This window comes from Streptomyces sp. ITFR-21 (genome assembly GCF_031844685.1).
GTDB lineage: Bacteria > Actinomycetota > Actinomycetes > Streptomycetales > Streptomycetaceae > Actinacidiphila.
Genome location: NZ_CP134605.1, coordinates 5605305 through 5623650, shown reverse-complemented (window position 1 = coordinate 5623650; position 18346 = coordinate 5605305). Strand labels below are relative to the sequence as shown.

The window sequence follows — 18346 nt, the reverse complement described above, 5'->3', positions numbered from 1 at the left end:
CCCCCGTGAGCCAGACACCTGCCGAATCGACCGGAGGCGGCGCCGACCCCTCCCGGCGCGCGGCCGCCGACCGGGACGCCGCCCCCCAGTTCGTGCTCCCGCTGGTGGTACGGATCGAACGCGACGCGCCCCCGCCCCGTACCGACGCGCTGGAGACCGCCGCCCGGGCCGTGCTGACGCTGCTGTCCGACGAGCGGGCGACCGCCGAGGACGGCGAGTGGACCGAGGCGGTACGGGACTGGCAGGACGCCCGCATCCGCAAGGTGGTCCGGCGGGCCCGCGGCGCGGAGTGGCGGCGCGCCGGGACGCTGCCCGGCATCACCGTGACCGGTGCCGCCGCCGAGGTCCGGGTCTTCCCGCCGATACCGCTGGACGGCTGGCCCAAGGACCTGGCCCGCCTCCAGGTCTCCGGAACCGAACTCGACGACCCCGCGCCCCCGCCGCCACCCGAGCCGACCCACCCGGTGCTGTGGATGAACCCCGGGGTGGCCATGTCGGCCGGCAAGGCGATGGCCCAGGCCGGGCACGGCGCGCAGCTGGCGTGGTGGGAGCTGTCCCCCGCCGGGCGCCTGTCCTGGCGCGCGGCCGGCTTCCCGCTGGCCGCCCGCACCCCGACCGCCGCCGCCTGGACCGGGCTGCTCGGCGCCGGCCTCCCGGTCGTCCGGGACGCCGGCTTCACCGAGATCGCCCCCGGCTCCTGCACGGTGATCGCCGACCACCCGGCCCTGCGCCGCGCCCAGGGCTCGCCGGGTGGATCTCCGCGGCCCCGCGGTCAGGCCAGGCCGGAGACCAGGTCGGGGACGGAGCGGCGGCGGCCGGTGTAGAAGGGGACTTCCTCGCGGACGTGCAAACGGGCCTCGGAGGCGCGCAGGTGCCGCATGAGGTCGACGATCCGGTGGAGTTCGTCGGCCTCGAAGGCGAGGAGCCACTCGTAGTCGCCGAGGGAGAAGGACGCGACCGTGTTGGCCCGCACGTCGGGGTAGCCGCGGGCCATCTTGCCGTGGTCGGCGAGCATCCGGCGGCGGTCCTCGTCGGGCAGCAGGTACCAGTCGTACGAGCGGACGAAGGGGTAGACGCTCACGTAGGCGCGGGGGGTCTCGTCGGCGAGGAAGGCGGGGACGTGCGACTTGTTGAACTCCGCCGGGCGGTGCAGCGCCATGTTGGACCACACGGGCAGCAGGGCGCGGCCCAGCCGGGTGCGGCGGAAGAGGTTGTACGCCTCCTGGAGCGCCTCGGCGGTCTCGGCGTGCCACCAGATCATCAGGTCGGCGTCGGCCCGCAGCCCGGACACGTCGTAGGTGCCGCGTACGGTGACGTCCTTCGCGGCGAGCTGCGCGAACAGCTCCTCCACCTCGTCCGCGTAGCCCGTGCGGTCCTCCGGCAGCACGTCGCGCAGCCGGAACACCGACCAGAGCGTGTAGCGGATGACGTCGTTGAGGTCCTTGGCCTTCTTGCCCGCGTTCGGCTCGCGGGCGGGGGCGTCGGCTGAGCCGTGGGCGGGGGCGGGGTTCGGGTCGGTCATACGGCTATTCTCGCGCGCCGCGGCCCGCGTCCGGCACCAGGGTGGCCAGTACGGCCGCCGCCGCCCGGCGCCCGCTGCCGACGCAGGCGGGGATGCCCACGCCGTCGTAGACGGCGCCGCACACCGCCAGGCCCGGCAGCTTGCCGACCTCTTCCCTGATCCGGGCCACCCGTCCCAGGTGCCCGACCGCGTACTGCGGCAGTCCGGCGTCCCAGCGGGTGACGCGGGCCGCGACGGGGGCGGCCCGCAGCCCGACCGCCTCGGCGAGGTCCTCCCGGGACAGCCGGACCAGGTCGGTGTCGTCCCAGGCGAGATCGGCCTCGTCGCCGAAGCGGCCGACGGAGGTGCGCAGCACGAAGGTGTCGCCGCCGGCGTCGGCGAGCCAGCCCCACTTGTGGCTGGAGAAGGTGGACGCCTTGATGGTCCGGCCGTCGACCGGGGGTACCAGGAATCCGCTGCTGACCGGCAGGTGCCGCAGGTCGCGGCGGCGGAAGGCCATGGTCACCAGCGCCATGCCCGCGTAGTCGACGCCGTCCAGCTCGGCCGCCGCGGCCGGCGACTCGGCGGCCAGCAGTCCGGCGGCGGCCGGTGCGGGAGCGGCGAGCACGACCGCGTCGGCGGCGAGCCGCCGGTCCCCGACCGCGATCTGCCAGCCGTGCGCTCCGGTGCGGCGCAGCCCCGTCACCCGGGCCCCGGTCTCCACGGCGGCGCCCGCGGCCCGGCAGGCGTCGGCGACCGCGAGCGGCAGCCGGCCGACGCCGCCGCGTACCCCGTTGAAGACCGGCCCGGCCGCGCCGCCGGCGGCGGCCTTGCGCTGCACCGCGCGGGCCGCCTCGATGAGCGAGCGGCCCTGCCCGGCCGCCGGGTAGAGCTGCGGTACGGCGGCGCGCAGCGAGATCCGGTAGGCGTCGCCCGCGTAGACGCCGCCGAGCAGCGGTTCCACCAGCCGGTCCACCACCTCGCGGCCGAGCCGGGCGGCGACGAAGGCGCCGACCGCGATGTCGTCGCCGACCGGGGTACGGGGCAGGACGTGGTCGAGCGGCAGGCGGGCGAGACCGGCGGCGGACAGCAGTCCGGAGGCGGCGAGCGGTCGGAGGTCGCCGGGGACGCCCATCACGTGCCCCTTGGGCAGCGGGCGCAGCCGGCCGCGGGTCCACACGGCGGCGCCGAGGGCGGCCGGCGGTTCCAGGTCGTCGCCCAGGCCGACCTCGCGGGCCAGGCCGACCGCCTCGGGCCGGCGGGCCAGCAGCGACTCGGCGCCGAGGTCGACCGGCACACCGGTGATCTCGTCCGCCCAGAGCTTGCCGCCGAGCCGGCCGCCGGCCTCCAGCAGCGTGACCCGGGCCCCGGCACGCGCCAGGTCGTACGCGGCGGCGAGACCGGAGATCCCGCCGCCGACGACCACCACGTGCCCCTGCCCGCCCGCCACTCCGTGCGTCTGGCTCATGCCGTCCACTGTCCCAGACTCCGGATCGAGCTCCGAACGTGACCCCTTCGGGACCGGGCGGCGGCAACCGGTCTCCGGCGTGGTACGTCCAATGGGCGTCAGAGGTACAACGGCCCTGATCCCGGGGGGATGAGATGGTGAAGTCGTCCGTTTTCCAGCAATTCCAGCAATGGGGCAGAAGGCGCGGGGAGCGCCGGGTGGGCGCGGCCGGCGCCCTGCTGCTGGCCTGCGCGCTGGCGCTGGCCGGGTGCGGCTCCTCCGGCGGCGCGAGTTCCGACAGCGCCGCGTCGGCGGCGAAGGCGCCGGCCGTGGCGCCCGGGACCGCGGCGGGCGGCCAGGATTCCGCCGACGGCGAGGACGCGGGGAGCGCCCCGGCCGCGACCGGAGGCGCGCCCGGCGCCAAGACCCAGGCACAGGCGCAGGCGCAGGCGCAGGCGGCGTACCTGGTCCGCACGACCGAGCTCAGCATCCGCACCCGCGACGTCGAGGGTCGGCTCGACAAGGCCCGCGCGTACGCCGTGCAGGCCGGCGGCTACGTGGGCGGCGAGGACACCACGGCCGTCGGCGGTCACACCGCGTCCACCCTGCGGCTGCGGGTGCCGGCCGCCGCCTACGACCAGGTGGTGGCCCGGCTGGCCGGGCTCGGCACGCTGCTGAGCCGCACCGCGAGTGTCGAGGACGTGACCGGCCAGGTGGTCGACGTGGACAGCCGGGTCGCCTCGCAGCGGGCCAGCGTGGCCAGGGTCCGCGCGCTGATGGACCGGGCGACGCGGCTGAGCGACATCGTCTCGCTGGAGGGCGAGCTGAGCACCCGTGAGTCGGCGCTGGAGGCGCTGGAGGCCCAGCAGGCGTCGCTGAAGGCGCGGACGGAGCTGTTTACGATCACGCTGCGGCTGACCGAGCCGGCGGCGCGGACGGTGCCGCCGGCGCCGGCCGGGCACGACGGCTTCTGGGCCTCGGTCGGCCACGCGCTGGGCGACGGCTGGCACGGGTTCTCGGTGACGGTGCGGGTGGTGCTGGTCGTACTGTCGCTGACGCTGCCGTTCCTGGCGGTGGCGGCGCTCGGCTGGTTCCTCTACCGGGTGGTACGGCGCCGGCTGCCCGCGGGTCCCGGCAGCGGTCCGTCGCTGCGGGCCCCGGACGGCACGCCCCGGCGGGTCCCGGTCCCGGTCCCGCTGCCGCGCCACCCGGCGGAGCCGGACGGGGAGGAGGCCGCGAAGCCGCCGGCCGCCGAGTGAGGCTCAGACCTGCGTCGACCGGTGCACGAAGTCGACCAGGCGGGTGATCGCCTCCGGGTCGGTGCTGGGCAGCACGCCGTGGCCGAGGTTGAAGATGTGGCCGGTGCCACTGGCCGCGGCGGCGTCCAGCACCTCCCGGGCCTTGGCCTCGACGACCGGGGCCGGGGCGAAGAGCACCGCCGGGTCGAGGTTGCCCTGGAGCGCCTTGCCGGGGCCGACCCGGCGGGCCGCCTCGTCCAGCGGCACCCGCCAGTCGACGCCGACCACGTCGGCGCCCGCCTCGCCCATGAGGCCGAGCAGCTCACCGGTGCCGACGCCGAAGTGGAGGCGCGGCACGCCGTAGCCGGCCACCGCGTCGAAGACCTTGACCGACGACGGCATGACATAGCGCCGGTAGTCGGCGGGGGCGAGCGAGCCGACCCAGGAGTCGAAGAGCTGGACGGCGCTCGCGCCCGCCTCGATCTGCACCTTCAGGAAGGAGGCGGTGATGTCGGCGAGCCGGTCGAGCAGGTCGCGCCACAGGTCGGGCTCCCCGTACATCAGGGCCTTGGTGCGTTCGTGGTTGCGCGAGGGGCCGCCTTCGACCAGGTAGCTGGCGAGGGTGAAGGGCGCGCCGGCGAAGCCGATGAGCGGCGTCGGGCCGAGTTCGGCGGTCAGCAGGCCGATCGCCTCGGTGACGTAGGAGACGTCGCCGGGCTCCAGGTCGCGCAGCCGGGCCAGGTCCGCGCGGCCGCGGATCGGGGCGGCGACGACCGGGCCGACGCCGGGCTTGATGTCCAGGTCCAGGCCGATGGCCTTGAGCGGCACCACGATGTCGCTGTAGTAGACGGCCGCGTCGACGCCGTGCCGGCGCACCGGCTGGAGGGTGATCTCGGTGACCAGCTCGGGCATCGTGCACGACGTGAGCATGGGGATGCCCTCGCGGAGCTTCAGGTACTCGGGCAGCGACCGCCCGGCCTGCCGCATGAACCACACCGGGGTGTGCGGCACGGACTCGCCCCGGCAGGCGCGGACGAAAGGGGAAGCAGCGGTCTGCTGGTGCGCACTCACACCCCGAATCTTCGCACGGTGGCCGGACCGGTCGGGCCCGGTCGGGTGTTGCTGCGGGCGCGAGCGGCTCGCGGGTCCTAGTCTTCCGGGCATGGCAGCGGTTACCGGGCACTTGGGCGACGAGGCCCCCTTCCTTTTCCGGCACGCGGTGGAGAGCCTGCGCACCGCGCGGCTGCGGCCGGAGGTCCGGATCGAGGAGGTCGCGGCGCCGCGTCGGCTCGCCGCGTACGCGTACGCGCTGGAGGCCACCGTGCTGGCCGACGGCGAGGAGCTGGCCGACGGGCGGCTGGTGCTGCTGCACGAGCCGGACGGCCACGACGCCTGGCACGGCGACTTCCGGCTGGTCACCCTGGTGCGGGCGGAGCTGGAGCCGGAGATGGCCGGCGACCCGCTGCTGCCCGAGGTGAGCTGGTCGTGGCTGACGGGCGCGCTGGCCACGCGCGGCGCGGACTACCAGGAGCCCAGCGGTACGATCTCGCGGGCTTCGTCGCACTACTTCGGGGCCATCGGGGACCGGCGGGACGACACGCAGATCGAGATCCGCGCGTCGTGGACGCCGCGGGACCGGCCGGGCGGCACGGGTCCTGACGCGGCGGCACATCTGGTGGCCTGGTGCGACCTGCTGTGCGCGTGCGCCGGGCTGCCGCCCGCGGAGGGCCCGGAGGTGCCGCCGCGGGGCGCGGCCGGGGTGCTGCCGCTGCCCAAGCGGCGTACCTGAACCGCGGACCGGTCACTTGGGGGCGTACGGGGACGGGGGCCGGGGCGGGAACGGGCCGGCGGATCAGCCGGCGTCGATCGGAAGCCGGTCGGGGGTCGGTCGGGGGCGGTCCTTCGGTAGGGGCGGCAGCGCGGGACGCAAGAAGGCGCGCCGGGCGGGCGGGCGATTGCACGCACGCCCGTGCCCTGACAGTGCGTCCGTTCGATCGGCCGTCCGATTTGCCGGAATTGTTACTCAATAAATCGTGATCTTTCCCTAAAGCCCGGAGCGTTTGCTGCCGAAGGAGACTGTGACCGTTTCAGTCCCCTTTGCCACAGGAGGCCCGGTGTCCGTTCTTCTCGAGCAGCCCACGAGCCTGGTCGCCTACCGTCCCAGCAAGCCGACGGCCATGGTCGTCGTGGCCGACCCCCGCGTCCGCTCCACTGTCACCCGACACCTGTGGGCGCTCGGGGTCCGCGATGTGATCGAGGCCTCGTCGATCGCCGAGGCCCGTCCCCGGGTCGGTAACCCCCGCGACATCTGCGTCGCCGACGTCCATCTCCCCGACGGCTCCGGCCTGACCCTGCTCGCCGAGACCCGCGCCGCCGGCTGGCCCAACGGCCTGGCGCTGTCCGCCGCCGACGACATCGGCGCGGTGCGCAACGCGCTGGCCGGCGGCGTCAAGGGCTACGTGGTGACCGGCACCCGCAACAGCCCCGGCTCGCTGGCCGGCCGACCGGGCCTCGCCCCGCTGGGCGCCACCGCGGCCCGGATGCAGCGCCGCCCGCCGGGGGCGCCCGGCCACCCGGGCGGCTACCGCGAGCTGTCCGGCCGCGAGGTGGAGGTGCTGCGGCTGGTCGCGGAAGGCCAGTCCAACAAGGCGATCGGCGTTTCCATGGGCCTGTCCGCGCTGACCGTGAAGAGCCACCTGGCGCGGATCGCGCGCAAGCTGGGCACCGGCGACCGTGCCGGGATGGTGGCGGTGGCGCTGCGGACCGGCATCATCCACTGAGCGGCAACCGGCGGCGCGGAGCCGTACGAAGCCGCGCCGCGCCGCGCCGGGCGGCGCCGCACGGCACGGGGGCCCGAAGCCGCGCCGCGCGGAGCCGTAGCGGGCGGCCCGAGCAGGCGCCGCACGGCGCCGAGCAGCACGTGAACAGCACATGAGCGGCACCGCGCCGCCCCCGGACGTCCGAGCCGTCCGGGGCCGCCGAGTCCGCCCGGCTCGTACCACCGCCCGCACCCCCGCCCCGGGGCCGGGCGCGCGCCCGTCGGCGGAACGTTCCGCCGGCGGGCGCTCGGCATGAAGCGCGGGCCGTCGCTTCTACGCGGCGTCGCGTAGAGAAGCACCGGCCAGGCCCTACCCGGCTACCCTTGACGGGTGACCGACGCGAGAGAGACCGCAACCCAGACAACCGCGGCGCCGGTCCCGCTGCTGGACCCGCGCGAGGGCATCCCGCCGGTGACCGCCAGCCCGGAGGACCTCGCACGTGTCGTCGCGGCCTTCGCCGCGGGCTCCGGTCCGGTCGCCATCGATGCCGAGCGCGCCTCCGGCTACCGCTACGGCCAGCGGGCCTATCTGGTCCAGCTGCGCCGCGCCGGGGCGGGAACCGCGCTGATCGACCCCGTCGGGTGTCCCGACCTGACCGCGCTGGGCGACGCGCTGGCGGACACCGAGTGGGTGCTGCACGCCGCCACCCAGGACCTGCCGTGCCTGGACGAGCTGGGCATGCGGCCCACCGTGCTCTTCGACACCGAGCTGGCCGGGCGGCTGGCCGGCTTCGCCCGGGTGGGCCTGGGCGCGATGGTGGAGAACGTCCTCGGCTTCGTTCTGGAGAAGGGGCACTCGGCGGTCGACTGGTCCACCCGCCCGCTGCCCGACCCCTGGCTGCGGTACGCGGCGCTGGACGTGGAGCTGCTGGTCGACCTGCGGGACGCGCTGGAGGAGGAGCTGCGGGTCCAGGGCAAGCTGGAGTGGGCGCTGCAGGAGTTCGCGGCCATCGCCGCCGCCCCGCCGCCCGCGCCCCGGGTCGACCCCTGGCGCCGTACCTCCGGGATGCACAAGGTGCGCCGCCGCCGGCAGATCGCCGTGGTGCGCGAACTGTGGCTGGCCCGGGACCGTGCCGCCCGGGAGCGGGACATCTCGCCGGGCCGGGTGCTGACCGACGCCGCGATCGTCACCGCGGCGCTGGAGAACCCGCCGAACGTGCACGCGCTGGCCACACTGCCCGGCTTCGGCCACCGGATGGGCCGCCGCCAGCTGGACCAGTGGCAGGCCGCGATCGACCGGGCCCGCGCGCTGCCCGAGCGGGACCTGCCGCAGCCGGCCGCCGCGTACACCGGTCCGCCGCCGCCGCGCGCCTGGGCCGACAAGGATCCGGCCGCCGCCGCCCGGCTGTCCGCGGCCCGAGCCGCCGTCTCGGCCCTCGCCGAGGAGCTCAACCTCCCGCAGGAGAACCTGGTCTCGCCGGACACGGTCCGCCGTATCTGCTGGTCACCGCCCTCGGAACCGTCCCCCGAGATCATCGCCTCCACCCTGGCCGCGCTCGGCGCGCGCCCCTGGCAGACGGCCCTGATCACCCCGGTCCTGCCGGCCGCCCTGACCGCCCGGCCGACCCCGAGTAACCCGGAGTAACATCACCTCCGGTGTGACCTGCGCCGCTTCACCGAGCCGGGCTGTCCCCGCGGGTTACCGACGAGTAGCATGGCGGGGGAACGCGTTCACTTCCCGGAGTCACGTCGCCCCGCTCGTTCACCATTCCCCCGGTCGCGCCGACGAGCGAACACCAAGCAGAGGGAGAGCCATCGTGCCGCGTAGCGTGAGGGATGTCGTCTTCGTCGACGGCGTCCGCACCCCGTTCGGCAAAGCGGGCCCGAAGGGCATCTACCACGAGACCCGCGCCGACGACCTGGTGATCAAGTGCATCCGGGAGCTGCTGCGGCGCAACCCGGACCTGGACCCGGCCCGGATCGACGAGGTCGCGGTCGCGGCCACCACGCAGATCGGCGACCAGGGGCTGACCCTGGGCCGTACCGCCGCCATCCTGGCCGGACTGCCGACCACCGTGCCCGGCTTCTCCGTTGACCGGATGTGCGCCGGCGCGATGACCGCGGTCACGACCACGGCCGGCGGCGTCGCCTTCGGCGCCTACGACCTGGTGGTCGCCGGCGGCGTGGAGCACATGGGCCGGCACCCGATGGGCGAGGGCGTGGACCCCAACCCGCGGTTCGTCTCCGAGAAGCTGGTCGACGAGTCCGCGATGTTCATGGGCATGACCGCGGAGAACCTGCACGACCGCTTCCCGCGGCTGACCAGGCAGCGCGCCGACGAGTTCGCCGTGCACAGCCAGGAGAAGGCCGCCAAGGCATACGCCGACGGCCGGATCCAGCAGGACCTGGTGCCGATCGCGATCCGCCGCACCGACCCCGAGGCCGGCGAGACCGGCTGGGGCCTGGCCACCGCCGACGAGCCGATGCGGCCGGGCACCACGCTGGAGCAGCTCGCCGGCCTCAAGACGCCGTTCCGGCCGCACGGCCGGGTCACCGCGGGCAACGCGGCCGGTCTCAACGACGGCGCCACCGCCTCGCTGCTGGCCGCCGAGGACGTCGCCGAGGAGCTGGGACTGCCGGTCAGGATGCGCCTGGTGTCGTACGCCTTCGCCGGCGTCGAGCCGGAGGTGATGGGCATCGGCCCGATCCCGGCCACCGAGAAGGCGCTCGCCAAGGCGGGCCTGGGCATCGACGACATCGGCCTGTTCGAGGTCAACGAGGCGTTCGCGGTGCAGGTGCTGTCGCTGCTGGACCACTACGGCATCGCCGACGACGACCCGCGGGTCAACCGGTACGGCGGCGCCATCGCCTTCGGCCACCCGCTGGCCTCCTCCGGGGTGCGGCTGATGACGCAGCTGGCCCGGCAGTTCGAGGAGCAGCCGCAGGTGCGCTACGGCATCACCACGATGTGCGTCGGCTTCGGCATGGGCGGCACGGTCATCTGGGAGAACCCCCACTTCGACGGGAGCGGCAAGTGAGTTCCACCACCGAGCTGCTGAAGGGGGCGGCCGAGCTGTTCCCCGGCGAGGTCGTCACCAGTGCCCTGGTACGCCATCTGGACCTGCCGGGCGCGGGCCGCTTCGCGCTCATCACCCTGGACAACGGCCTGGACCACACCAAGCCGACCACCTTCGGCCCGCAGTCGCTGGCGAACCTCGACGCCGCCGTCGACCAGGTGGCGCAGGAGGCGGCCGACGGCGTGATCGCCGGTGTCGGCATCACCGGCAAGCCGTTCATCTTCGCGGTGGGCGCCGACCTCAAGGGCGTCGAACTGCTCAAGGAGCACAAGGACGCGCTGGCCATCGGCCAGGGCGGCCACGACGTCTTCAAGCGCCTGCGGTCGCTGGCCGTGCCGACCTTCGCCTACTACAACGGCGCCGCGATGGGCGGCGGTGTCGAGGTCGGCCTGCACTGCACATACCGCACGGTGTCCGCCTCGGTGCCGGCCTTCTCGCTGCCCGAGGTCTTCCTCGGCCTGGTCCCCGGCTGGGGCGGCTGCACCCTGCTGCCGAACCTGATCGGCGCCGACCGCGCGGTCACCGTCGTGATCGAGAACTCACTCAACCAGAACCGCCAGCTCAAGGGCCCCCAGGTCTACGAACTCGGCATCGCCGACGCGCTGTTCGAGGCCGCGGACTTCCTGGAGCAGTCGCTGGCCTGGACCGCGGCCGTCCTCAAGGGCGAGATCGAGGTGGCACGGCCCGAGGTGGACCGCGGCGCCGCCTGGGACCAGGCGGTGGCCCGCGGCCGGTCCATCGCCGACGGCAAGGTGCACGGCGCGGCCCCGGCCGCGTACCGCGCGCTGGACATCATCGCGGCGGCGCGGAACGGCGACCTGGAACAGGGTTTCGCCGCCGAGGACCTGGCGCTGGCCGACCTGATCATGGGCGGCGAACTGCGCAGCGGCCTCTACGCCTTCAACCTGGTGCAGCGGCGCGCCAAGCGCCCGGCCGGGGCGCCGGACAAGACGCTGGCCCGCCCGGTCACCAAGGTCGGCGTGGTCGGCGCGGGCCTGATGGCCTCCCAGCTGGCCCTGCTCTTCGCCCGCCGGCTGGAGGTGCCGGTCGTACTGACCGACATCGACCAGGAGCGGATCGACAAGGGCGTCGGCTACGTGCACGGCGAGATCGACAAGCTGCTCGTCAAGGGCCGCGTCGCCCAGGACAAGGCCAACCGGCTCAAGGCGCTGGTCACCGGCCACCTGGACAAGGCGACCGCGTTCGGTGACGCGGACTTCGTGATCGAGGCCGTCTTCGAGGAACTGGGCGTCAAGCAGCAGGTCTTCGCGGAACTGGAGGCGGTGGTCCGGCCGGACGCGATCCTGGCCACCAACACCTCCTCGCTGTCGGTCTCGGAGATGGCCGCGAAGCTGGACCACCCCGAGCGGGTCGTCGGCTTCCACTTCTTCAACCCGGTCGCGGTGCTGCCGCTGCTGGAGATCGTCCGCGGCGAGTCCACCGACGACCCGTCGCTGGCCACCGCGTTCGCCGTCGCCAAGCAGCTGAAGAAGACCGCGGTCCTGGTCAAGGACGCCCCGGCGTTCGTCGTCAACCGGATCCTGACCCGCTTCATGGGCGAGATCCAGAACGTCATCGACGAGGGCACCCCGGTGGCCGTCGCCGAGCGGGCGGTGGAGCCGCTCGGCCTGCCGATGTCCCCGCTGGTCCTGCTGGAACTGGTCGGCCCCGCCATCGGCCTGCACGTCTCGCAGACGCTGCACGGCGCCTTCCCGGACCGCTTCACCGTCTCGCCGAACCTCGCGGCCGTCGTCAAGGCCGGCAAGCGCGGCTTCTACGTCTACGACTCCGGCACACCGGAACTGGACCCGGAGGTCGCCGCCCTCCTCCAGCAGGGCGACACCGTCCTCACCGAGGACCAGGTTCGCACCCGGGTACTGGACGCGGTGGCCCAGGAGATCGGCCTGATGCTGGCCGACGGCGTCGTCGCCGAGCCCCAGGACATCGACCTGTGCCTCATCACCGGCGCGGGCTGGCCCTTCCACCTCGGCGGCATCACCCCCTACCTCGACCGCGAGGGCGTCTCCGAACGGGTGAACGGCAAGGCGTTCCTCGCACCGGGCGTGGCGAGCGTTCCCGCGTAGCGGATCCCGGGGCCCGGCCCTCCGGACCCGGGCGGGCCGGGCTCTCCCTGCGGTGCCTCGGCGGGCCGGGCTCCTCCCCCTCGGGCGGGATCCGGTCGGCCCCGGGCGGGCCGGGAGAGCCCGGCCCGCCCGGGTACGCGGGGTGCCGCACCACGTCGGCGGTGCCCCCGTAGCCACGAGCCGGTAGGCCGTCCCATACCGCGACGACCTCGTCGGCCAAGCCGACCAGCACCTCGCTTCCCACCCTGTACGCATGGGATCGGACTGCTGAAGGCCGGTCCCGTGCACTCCGGACGCCTGGCGCGGGAGGGGCGTCGTAGGTGTCGTGGTGCCACTCGGGCAGCGACGCGCGGTACTCGCGGGCCGGCACGACCACTTCGAGGCGTGCGCCATGGTCGATCCCGGTCCGGGCGAACCAGGCGTCCGGCCCGTCCGCAACGCACGACAGGCCCACCAAGCCGCCCGCCGGACAACGGCTCACGACCTCGCGAATCGCCGTCCGGACCAGCTCGGCCGACTCCCCGGGCAAGCCGCGATGCCCCGATATCCCCAGCCGAATGGCCCGTCCACAGTCGCCGTCTCCCGACGCGCCCCTGACGCCTTGCCTCGACCGGTTCATGTGCCCCCCCGGCGCGCCCTTCGGCTCACCGGCTACCGGCCGAACCCCAGGCGGTATCGGTGCCCCACGGGGGTGCCGTCGGGCGTCAGGGCACCCGAGGGGGCCGAGCTCCGGGGGCTGGGCTGCCCAGCCTGGCGCCGTACGGCACCCCGCAGGGGTACCGACCCGCTCGACGGTCCGCCGGGTAGCCGGTGAGCCGAAGGGCGCGCCGGTGTCGAAAGGAAGAGCGCGCGGAGCGAGCGAGGAACGAGCGAATGAGCACGGTCGACCGTCGACACCGGACCCAAGCGCCCGGAGGCGAGAAGGCGGCAAAAAAAGGGGGACGGACGGCGCCCCAACGCCCAACCGCACCCACGAATGAGTACCCCCACGCCGTACGGCACCCGCCCACGGGCACCCCACCGCCACCGGGCACCCGCCCCAGGGCGCCCCCACCCCGCCGGGCACCCACCCAACGGCTCGCTGACGCCCGACGGCACCCACCGGCGGGCACCCACCCCACCGGGCACCCGCCGCGGGCACCCGCCCCACCGTACCGATACCGCCGACGGCACCCCCCGGGGCTCCGGTTACCCCCGACGGCTCGCCCCCGCGGCCACCGGACCGTCGGCGGCGCCTCCGCGGAAAGCTCCAACACCGGTCTCGACGCACACGCCGCTCCTCTGTGGTCGGATGTCACATGCCTTCAGTACCCGGTTTCGCCACAAAAGTGGCGAGACGCGTCGCGCCATCTGCTGAAGGTGTGAACGTCCCGACCGCGGAGGAGCGGCGCAGCCGGGCGCACCGCCCGGCGGGGATCGGCGAGGGGTCAGCCCGTCGTGGTGGGCGTGGCGGAGGGGGTGTCCTGGAGGGCGATCACGCGCTTGGCCTCCGCCAGCACCAGCCTGTGCAGCTTCTGCGGGGTCAGCGAGGACTCCACGTCCTTGATCGTGGTGTGGTTCACCTGCACCACCGGCAGGGCGCCAAGACCGGAGGCGGCGTAGTCGGTCTGCGACTTCTTCGCCCAGCCGAGGTGGTCGTGCTGTTCCAGGCAGGGCTCGAACTTGCCCATCTGGATCTTGTGGGCCTTCAGCGCCAGCTCCTTCAGCACGCTCTCCTTGGCCAGGGAGTCGGTCTGCGGGTCCGGCTGGTTCTTGAACACCTGGTCGACGAACTGCGTGAAACGGCCCTGGTCCTGCGCGCAGGCCGCCGCGTTGGCCGCCTCCAGCGAGCCCGTGCCACCGTACTTGCGGTCGGAGGAGGTGACCAGCCGGTAGTGGATCTGCATCTGGCCGGTGGTCAGCAGCTGTGTCAGGACCGGCCCGTACGTGTCGGCGAACGCCTTGGAGACCGGGCTGCGCAGGTCCTCGTAGATCGTCACGGTGACCGGGACCGACGGGTGGACCGGCATGTCGAGCTTCGGGCCGGCGGCGCTCGGCGTCGGCGAGGCGGTGTCGGCCGGGCCGGTGGGCACCGCGGCGGGGCCGACCGCGTTCGCGGGCTCGCTCACCTTGTCGTCCTTGCCCGCCCGGACGTGCGCGCCGATCACCGCCGAGACGCCGAACACCACGGCCACGGACACCACCGCGAACGCGTACGGCCGCAGGCGCCGGAGCCGGCCGCCGCGCTTCTTCTTGCCAGGGACCGCCGTACCGTCCTGGTTGTCGGGTCCCTTGGACTCCGTCATGACTACGCCACCTCGATCATCCCGCACTGCTCTCCGCGCATTTCTACCACCGGTCCCGTCCGTTCCACGAAGCCGGGCCCCGGCGGCGGGCGCCGGGGCCCGGTCCCGTACGGCCCGCGGGGAGGGCGGGCTCGGCGGGAGCGGCGGGGTCAGCGGCCGGCGCCGCGGCCCAGCCTGCTGTGCGAGCGGCCGTAGCCGAAGTAGACCGCGAGACCGAGCAGCATCCAGGCGGCGAACCGCAGCCAGGTCTCCGCGCTCAGGTTGAGCATCAGCCACAGCGAGGCGCACACCGACAGCACGGGCAGCACCGGCACCCAGGGCGCCCGGAACGCGCGGTGCAGATCGGGCCGGGTGCGGCGCAGCACGACCACCCCGACGGCGACCACGACGAACGCGAACAGGGTGCCGATGTTCACCATCTGCTCCAGCTGCCCCACCGAGAAGAAGCCGGCGATCAGCGCCACCACCACTCCCAGCAGGACGGTGGTGCGGTAGGGCGTGCCGAACCTGGGGTGCACCCGGGAGAAGGCCCGCGGCAGCAGTCCGTCACGGCTCATCGCGAAGAACACCCGGGTCTGGCCGAGCAGCAGGATCATCACCACCGAGGTCAGGCCGACCGCAGCGCCGAAGCTGATCAGACCGGACCAGAAGGGCGCGCCGACGGACTTGAACGCGGACGCCAGCGGAGCGTCGGGATCCAGCCGCGTGTACTTCTGCATGCCGGTGACCACCAGCGACACCGACACATACAAGACGGTGCACACCACCAGGGAGCCGAGGATGCCGCGGGGCATGTCGCGCTGGGGGTTGCGGGTCTCCTCCGCGGCGGTGGCGACGATGTCGAAGCCGATGAAGGCGAAGAAGACGACCGCGGCGGCGGAGAAGACGCCCATCACGCCGAAGGACGACGGGGTGAAGCCGAACAGCAGCTGGACCAGTGGCGCGTGCAGCTGGGAGTCGCCGGCCGGGTGGGGCCTGGACGGCGGCAGGAACGGCGAGTAGTTGCTGCCGGTGATGAAGAACAGTCCGGCGAAGATCACCACCAGTACGACGGTGACCTTGACCGCGACGACCAGGCCGGTGATCCGGGCGGACAGCTTCATACCGGCCAGCACGATGCCGGTGAGCGCCAGGACGAGCCCCGAGGCGAGGATGTCGAAGCCGAAGTGGCCGCCCCGGTGGCTGAGCCGGGTGGGGACGTCGATGCCGAAGTGGGACAGCAGCTCGGCCACGTAGCCGGACCAGCCGCCGGCCACCACGCCCGCGCCGAGGGCGAGTTCGAGGACCAGGTCCCAGCCGATGATCCAGGCGGGCAGCTCCCCGATGGAGGCGTAGCCGAAGGTGTACGCGGAGCCGGCCACCGGCACGGTGGAGGCGAACTCGGCGTAGCACAGGGCGGCCAGTCCGCAGACGACCGCGGAGGCGATGAAGGCCAGTGCCACGGCCGGGCCGGCGAACTGCCTGGCGACCGAGCCGGTGACCACGAAGATGCCGGTGCCGACGATGACGCCGACGCCGTAGACCATCAGGTCGAGCGCGGACAGGGTCTTGCGCAGGCCGTGCCGGGGCTCCTCGGTGTCGGCGATGGACTGCTCGACGCTCTTGGTGCGGAACAGCCCCCGCGGCGGGGGATGCGGGGTCGTGGGGTTGTCCTGCGTGTCGGTGGTCACGGGCGCACCTCCAGGGTGGGTCGGCCGGCTCCGGGCTCGAGGCGGCAGGCGTTACTCCACTGCGGTGGGTCGCCTCACCCCTACAGGCGCGCCTGCGCGTACGCCCATGGCGAAGGGGGTCCACCCTTTCGAGTGGACCCCCTGGTCGCCGGGTGACGCCCCGGGCCGGTCGTGGGCCGCCGGTCTCCGGCCGCCGCCCCGGCCGGCCGCCGGCGCGCTCGGCCGCCGCGGCCGACAACAGCAGGCGGTCGGTCGCGGCCGGTCAGTCGCGGGCGGTCTCCGCCGCGGAGTCCGGCCGCCCGGCGCCCTCGGCGCCGTCGGCGGGCACCGCCGGTCCGGCGGCCCCGGGCTCCGCCTCGTCGGCGAACCGGCCGTCGATGGTGGCGACCACGCCGGTCACCTGGCGGGCGATGTCGGGGGCGGTGAGGCCGATGCCGGCCATGACGTCCTTGCGGGAGCCGTGCGCGAGGAACCGCGGCGGGATGCCGAAGTCGCGCAGCGGCACGTCCACTTCGGCGTCGCGCAGCGCCTGGGCGATCGCGGCGCCGACGCCGCCGACCCGCCCGTTGTCCTCCACGGTGACCACCAGCCGGTGCCGGGCGGCCAGTTCAGGGAGCGCGGGATCGACCGGCTTGACCCAGCGCGGGTCGACCACCGTGCTGGTGATGCCCTGGGCGTCGAGCAGGCCGGCGATCTCCAGGCACATCGGGGCGAGCGCGCCGACCGAGACCAGCAGCACGTCGGGGTGCTCGGTGCCGTCGGCGGGGCCGCGGAGCAGGTCCATGCCGCCGATCCGGCCGAGCGCGGTGACCGCGGGGCCGACCGCGCCCTTGGAGTAGCGGACCACGGTCGGGGCGTCCTCGACCGCGACGGCCTCACGCAGCTGCGCCCGTACCTGTTCGGCGTCGCGCGGGGCGGCGATCCGCAGGCCGGGGACGACCTGGAGGATCGACATGTCCCACATGCCGTTGTGCGAGGCGCCGTCGCTGCCGGTGACGCCGGCCCGGTCCAGGACGAAGGTGACCCCGCACCGGTGCAGCGCCACGTCCATCAGCACCTGGTCGAAGGCCCGGTTCAGGAACGTCGCGTAGACCGCCACCACCGGGTGCAGACCGCCGGTGGCCAGGCCGGCGGCGGAGGTCGCCGCGTGCTGTTCGGCGATGCCGACGTCGTAGACCCGGTGCGGGAAGGCGGCGGCGAACTTGGTCAGGCCGACCGGGTGCAGCATGGCGGCGGTGATGGCGACGATGTCGTCGCGTTCCCTGCCGAGTTCGAGCATCTCGTCACCGAAGACCGAGGTCCAGTCGGCGCCGGCGGCGGCGACCGGCAGTCCGGTGTCGGGGTGGATCGGGCCGATGCCGTGGAAGCGGTCGGTCTCGTCGCGCTCGGCGGGCCGGTAGCCGCGGCCCTTCTCGGTGATGCAGTGCACGATGACCGGGCCACGGAACCGCTTGGCGCGCTGCAGGGCGGACTCGACCGCCTCGATGTCGTGGCCGTCGATCGGTCCGAGGTACTTCAGGCCCAGGTCCTCGAACATGCCCTGCGGGGTGATGAAGTCCTTCAGGCCCTTCTTGGCGCCGTGCAGGGTCTCGTAGAGCGGCCGGCCGATCAGCGGGGTGCGCTCCAGCAGCTCGCGGGTGCGGGCGAGGAACTGCTCGTAGCCGTCGGTGGTGCGCAGGGTGGCGAGGTGGTTAGCGAGGCCGCCGATGGTCGGGGAGTAGGACCACTCGTTGTCGTTGACGACGATGACCAGCGGCCGGTCCCTGGCGGCGGCGATGTTGTTCAGCGCCTCCCAGGCCATGCCTCCGGTGAGCGCGCCGTCGCCGATGACGGCGGCCACGTGGTCGTCCCGTCCGAGCAGCTCGTTGGCCTTGGCCAGGCCGTCGGCCCAGCCCAGCACGGTGGAGGCGTGGCTGTTCTCGATCACGTCGTGCTCGGACTCCGCCCGCGACGGGTAGCCGGACAGGCCGCCCTTGCTCTTGAGTCCGGTGAAGTCCTGCCGGCCGGTCAGCAGCTTGTGCACGTACGCCTGGTGCCCGGTGTCGAAGAGCACCCGGTCCTTCGGGGAGTGGAACACCCGGTGCAGTGCGATGGTCAGTTCGACGACACCGAGGTTGGGGCCGAGGTGCCCACCGGTCTTGGACACCGCGTCGACGAGGAAGGCACGGATCTCGCCGGCCAGTTCCACCAGCTCGGCCTGGCCGAGTCGGTCGAGGTCGCGGGGTCCGTTGATACGGGTCAGCACTGCCACCCGTTCCTCCTCTGTCGCATCGCCGGGCCTGGGCC

At 74.0% G+C, this 18346-nt stretch carries 13 protein-coding genes; 7 read left to right on the top strand and 6 right to left on the bottom strand.

Going from position 1 to position 18346, the window contains the following annotated elements; genetic code table 11:
* Window positions 1-5: 5 nt before the first annotated feature.
* Window positions 6-824: a peptidyl-tRNA hydrolase gene (locus RLT57_RS25160; RefSeq protein WP_399129350.1), complete on the top strand. Its 819-nt coding sequence runs from the start codon at window positions 6-8 to the stop codon at window positions 822-824.
* Here the strand turns inward: RLT57_RS25160 and hemQ are convergent.
* Together hemQ and hemG are read right to left on the bottom strand one after the other, a co-directional pair.
* On the bottom strand, window positions 773-1522 hold the full coding sequence (hemQ, locus tag RLT57_RS25155) for a hydrogen peroxide-dependent heme synthase (protein ID WP_311299531.1): 750 nt from the start codon (window positions 1520-1522) through the stop codon (window positions 773-775). The two genes, RLT57_RS25160 and hemQ, sit on opposite strands and share 52 nt — an antisense overlap.
* A gap of 4 nt (window positions 1523-1526) precedes the next feature.
* Window positions 1527-2969: a protoporphyrinogen oxidase gene (hemG, locus tag RLT57_RS25150; RefSeq protein WP_311299530.1), complete on the bottom strand. Its 1443-nt coding sequence runs from the start codon at window positions 2967-2969 to the stop codon at window positions 1527-1529.
* A gap of 137 nt (window positions 2970-3106) precedes the next feature.
* On the opposite strand from hemG, the gene RLT57_RS25145 reads away from it, so the two are divergent.
* The gene (locus RLT57_RS25145; RefSeq protein WP_311299529.1) at window positions 3107-4207 is read left to right on the top strand and encodes a DUF4349 domain-containing protein; all 1101 of its coding nucleotides are present in this window, start codon (window positions 3107-3109) and stop codon (window positions 4205-4207) included.
* A 3-nt stretch (window positions 4208-4210) separates the two neighbouring features.
* Here RLT57_RS25145 and hemE read toward each other — a convergent pair whose 3' ends face one another.
* The gene (gene hemE / locus RLT57_RS25140) at window positions 4211-5257 is read right to left on the bottom strand and encodes a uroporphyrinogen decarboxylase (RefSeq protein ID WP_311299528.1); all 1047 of its coding nucleotides are present in this window, start codon (window positions 5255-5257) and stop codon (window positions 4211-4213) included.
* Between the two features lie 91 nt (window positions 5258-5348).
* On the opposite strand from hemE, the gene RLT57_RS25135 reads away from it, so the two are divergent.
* The 5 genes from RLT57_RS25135 to RLT57_RS25115 all read left to right on the top strand — a co-directional run bounded on the left by RLT57_RS25135 (window position 5349) and on the right by RLT57_RS25115 (window position 12105).
* Window positions 5349-5975, top strand: coding sequence for a DUF3000 domain-containing protein (locus RLT57_RS25135; protein WP_311299527.1), 627 nt, complete (start codon window positions 5349-5351; stop codon window positions 5973-5975).
* 325 nt (window positions 5976-6300) lie between these two features.
* Window positions 6301-6966 (top strand): response regulator transcription factor, encoded by a 666-nt coding sequence (locus tag RLT57_RS25130; protein WP_093738920.1) that lies wholly within the window; start codon window positions 6301-6303, stop codon window positions 6964-6966.
* A 369-nt stretch (window positions 6967-7335) separates the two neighbouring features.
* Window positions 7336-8589, top strand: a complete 1254-nt coding sequence (locus RLT57_RS25125; RefSeq protein WP_311299526.1) for a ribonuclease D — start codon at window positions 7336-7338, stop codon at window positions 8587-8589.
* A gap of 172 nt (window positions 8590-8761) precedes the next feature.
* Window positions 8762-9982: a thiolase family protein gene (locus RLT57_RS25120; protein WP_311299525.1), complete on the top strand. Its 1221-nt coding sequence runs from the start codon at window positions 8762-8764 to the stop codon at window positions 9980-9982.
* Window positions 9979-12105 (top strand): 3-hydroxyacyl-CoA dehydrogenase NAD-binding domain-containing protein, encoded by a 2127-nt coding sequence (locus RLT57_RS25115; RefSeq protein ID WP_311299524.1) that lies wholly within the window; start codon window positions 9979-9981, stop codon window positions 12103-12105. The genes RLT57_RS25120 and RLT57_RS25115 overlap by 4 nt, the downstream gene beginning before the upstream one ends.
* Before the next feature lie 1427 nt (window positions 12106-13532).
* Here the strand turns inward: RLT57_RS25115 and RLT57_RS25110 are convergent.
* The 3 genes from RLT57_RS25110 to dxs all read right to left on the bottom strand — a co-directional run bounded on the left by RLT57_RS25110 (window position 13533) and on the right by dxs (window position 18311).
* Window positions 13533-14390 carry a DsbA family protein gene (locus RLT57_RS25110; protein ID WP_311299523.1) on the bottom strand — a complete coding sequence of 286 codons (858 nt, stop codon included), beginning with the start codon at window positions 14388-14390 and terminating at the stop codon, window positions 13533-13535.
* A gap of 149 nt (window positions 14391-14539) precedes the next feature.
* Window positions 14540-16060: an amino acid permease gene (locus tag RLT57_RS25105; protein WP_311299522.1), complete on the bottom strand. Its 1521-nt coding sequence runs from the start codon at window positions 16058-16060 to the stop codon at window positions 14540-14542.
* Window positions 16061-16322: 262 nt separating this feature from the next.
* A complete protein-coding gene (dxs, locus tag RLT57_RS25100; RefSeq protein WP_311299521.1) occupies window positions 16323-18311 on the bottom strand; it encodes a 1-deoxy-D-xylulose-5-phosphate synthase in 1989 nt (662 codons plus the stop codon).
* Between the last annotated feature and the right edge of the window lie 35 nt (window positions 18312-18346).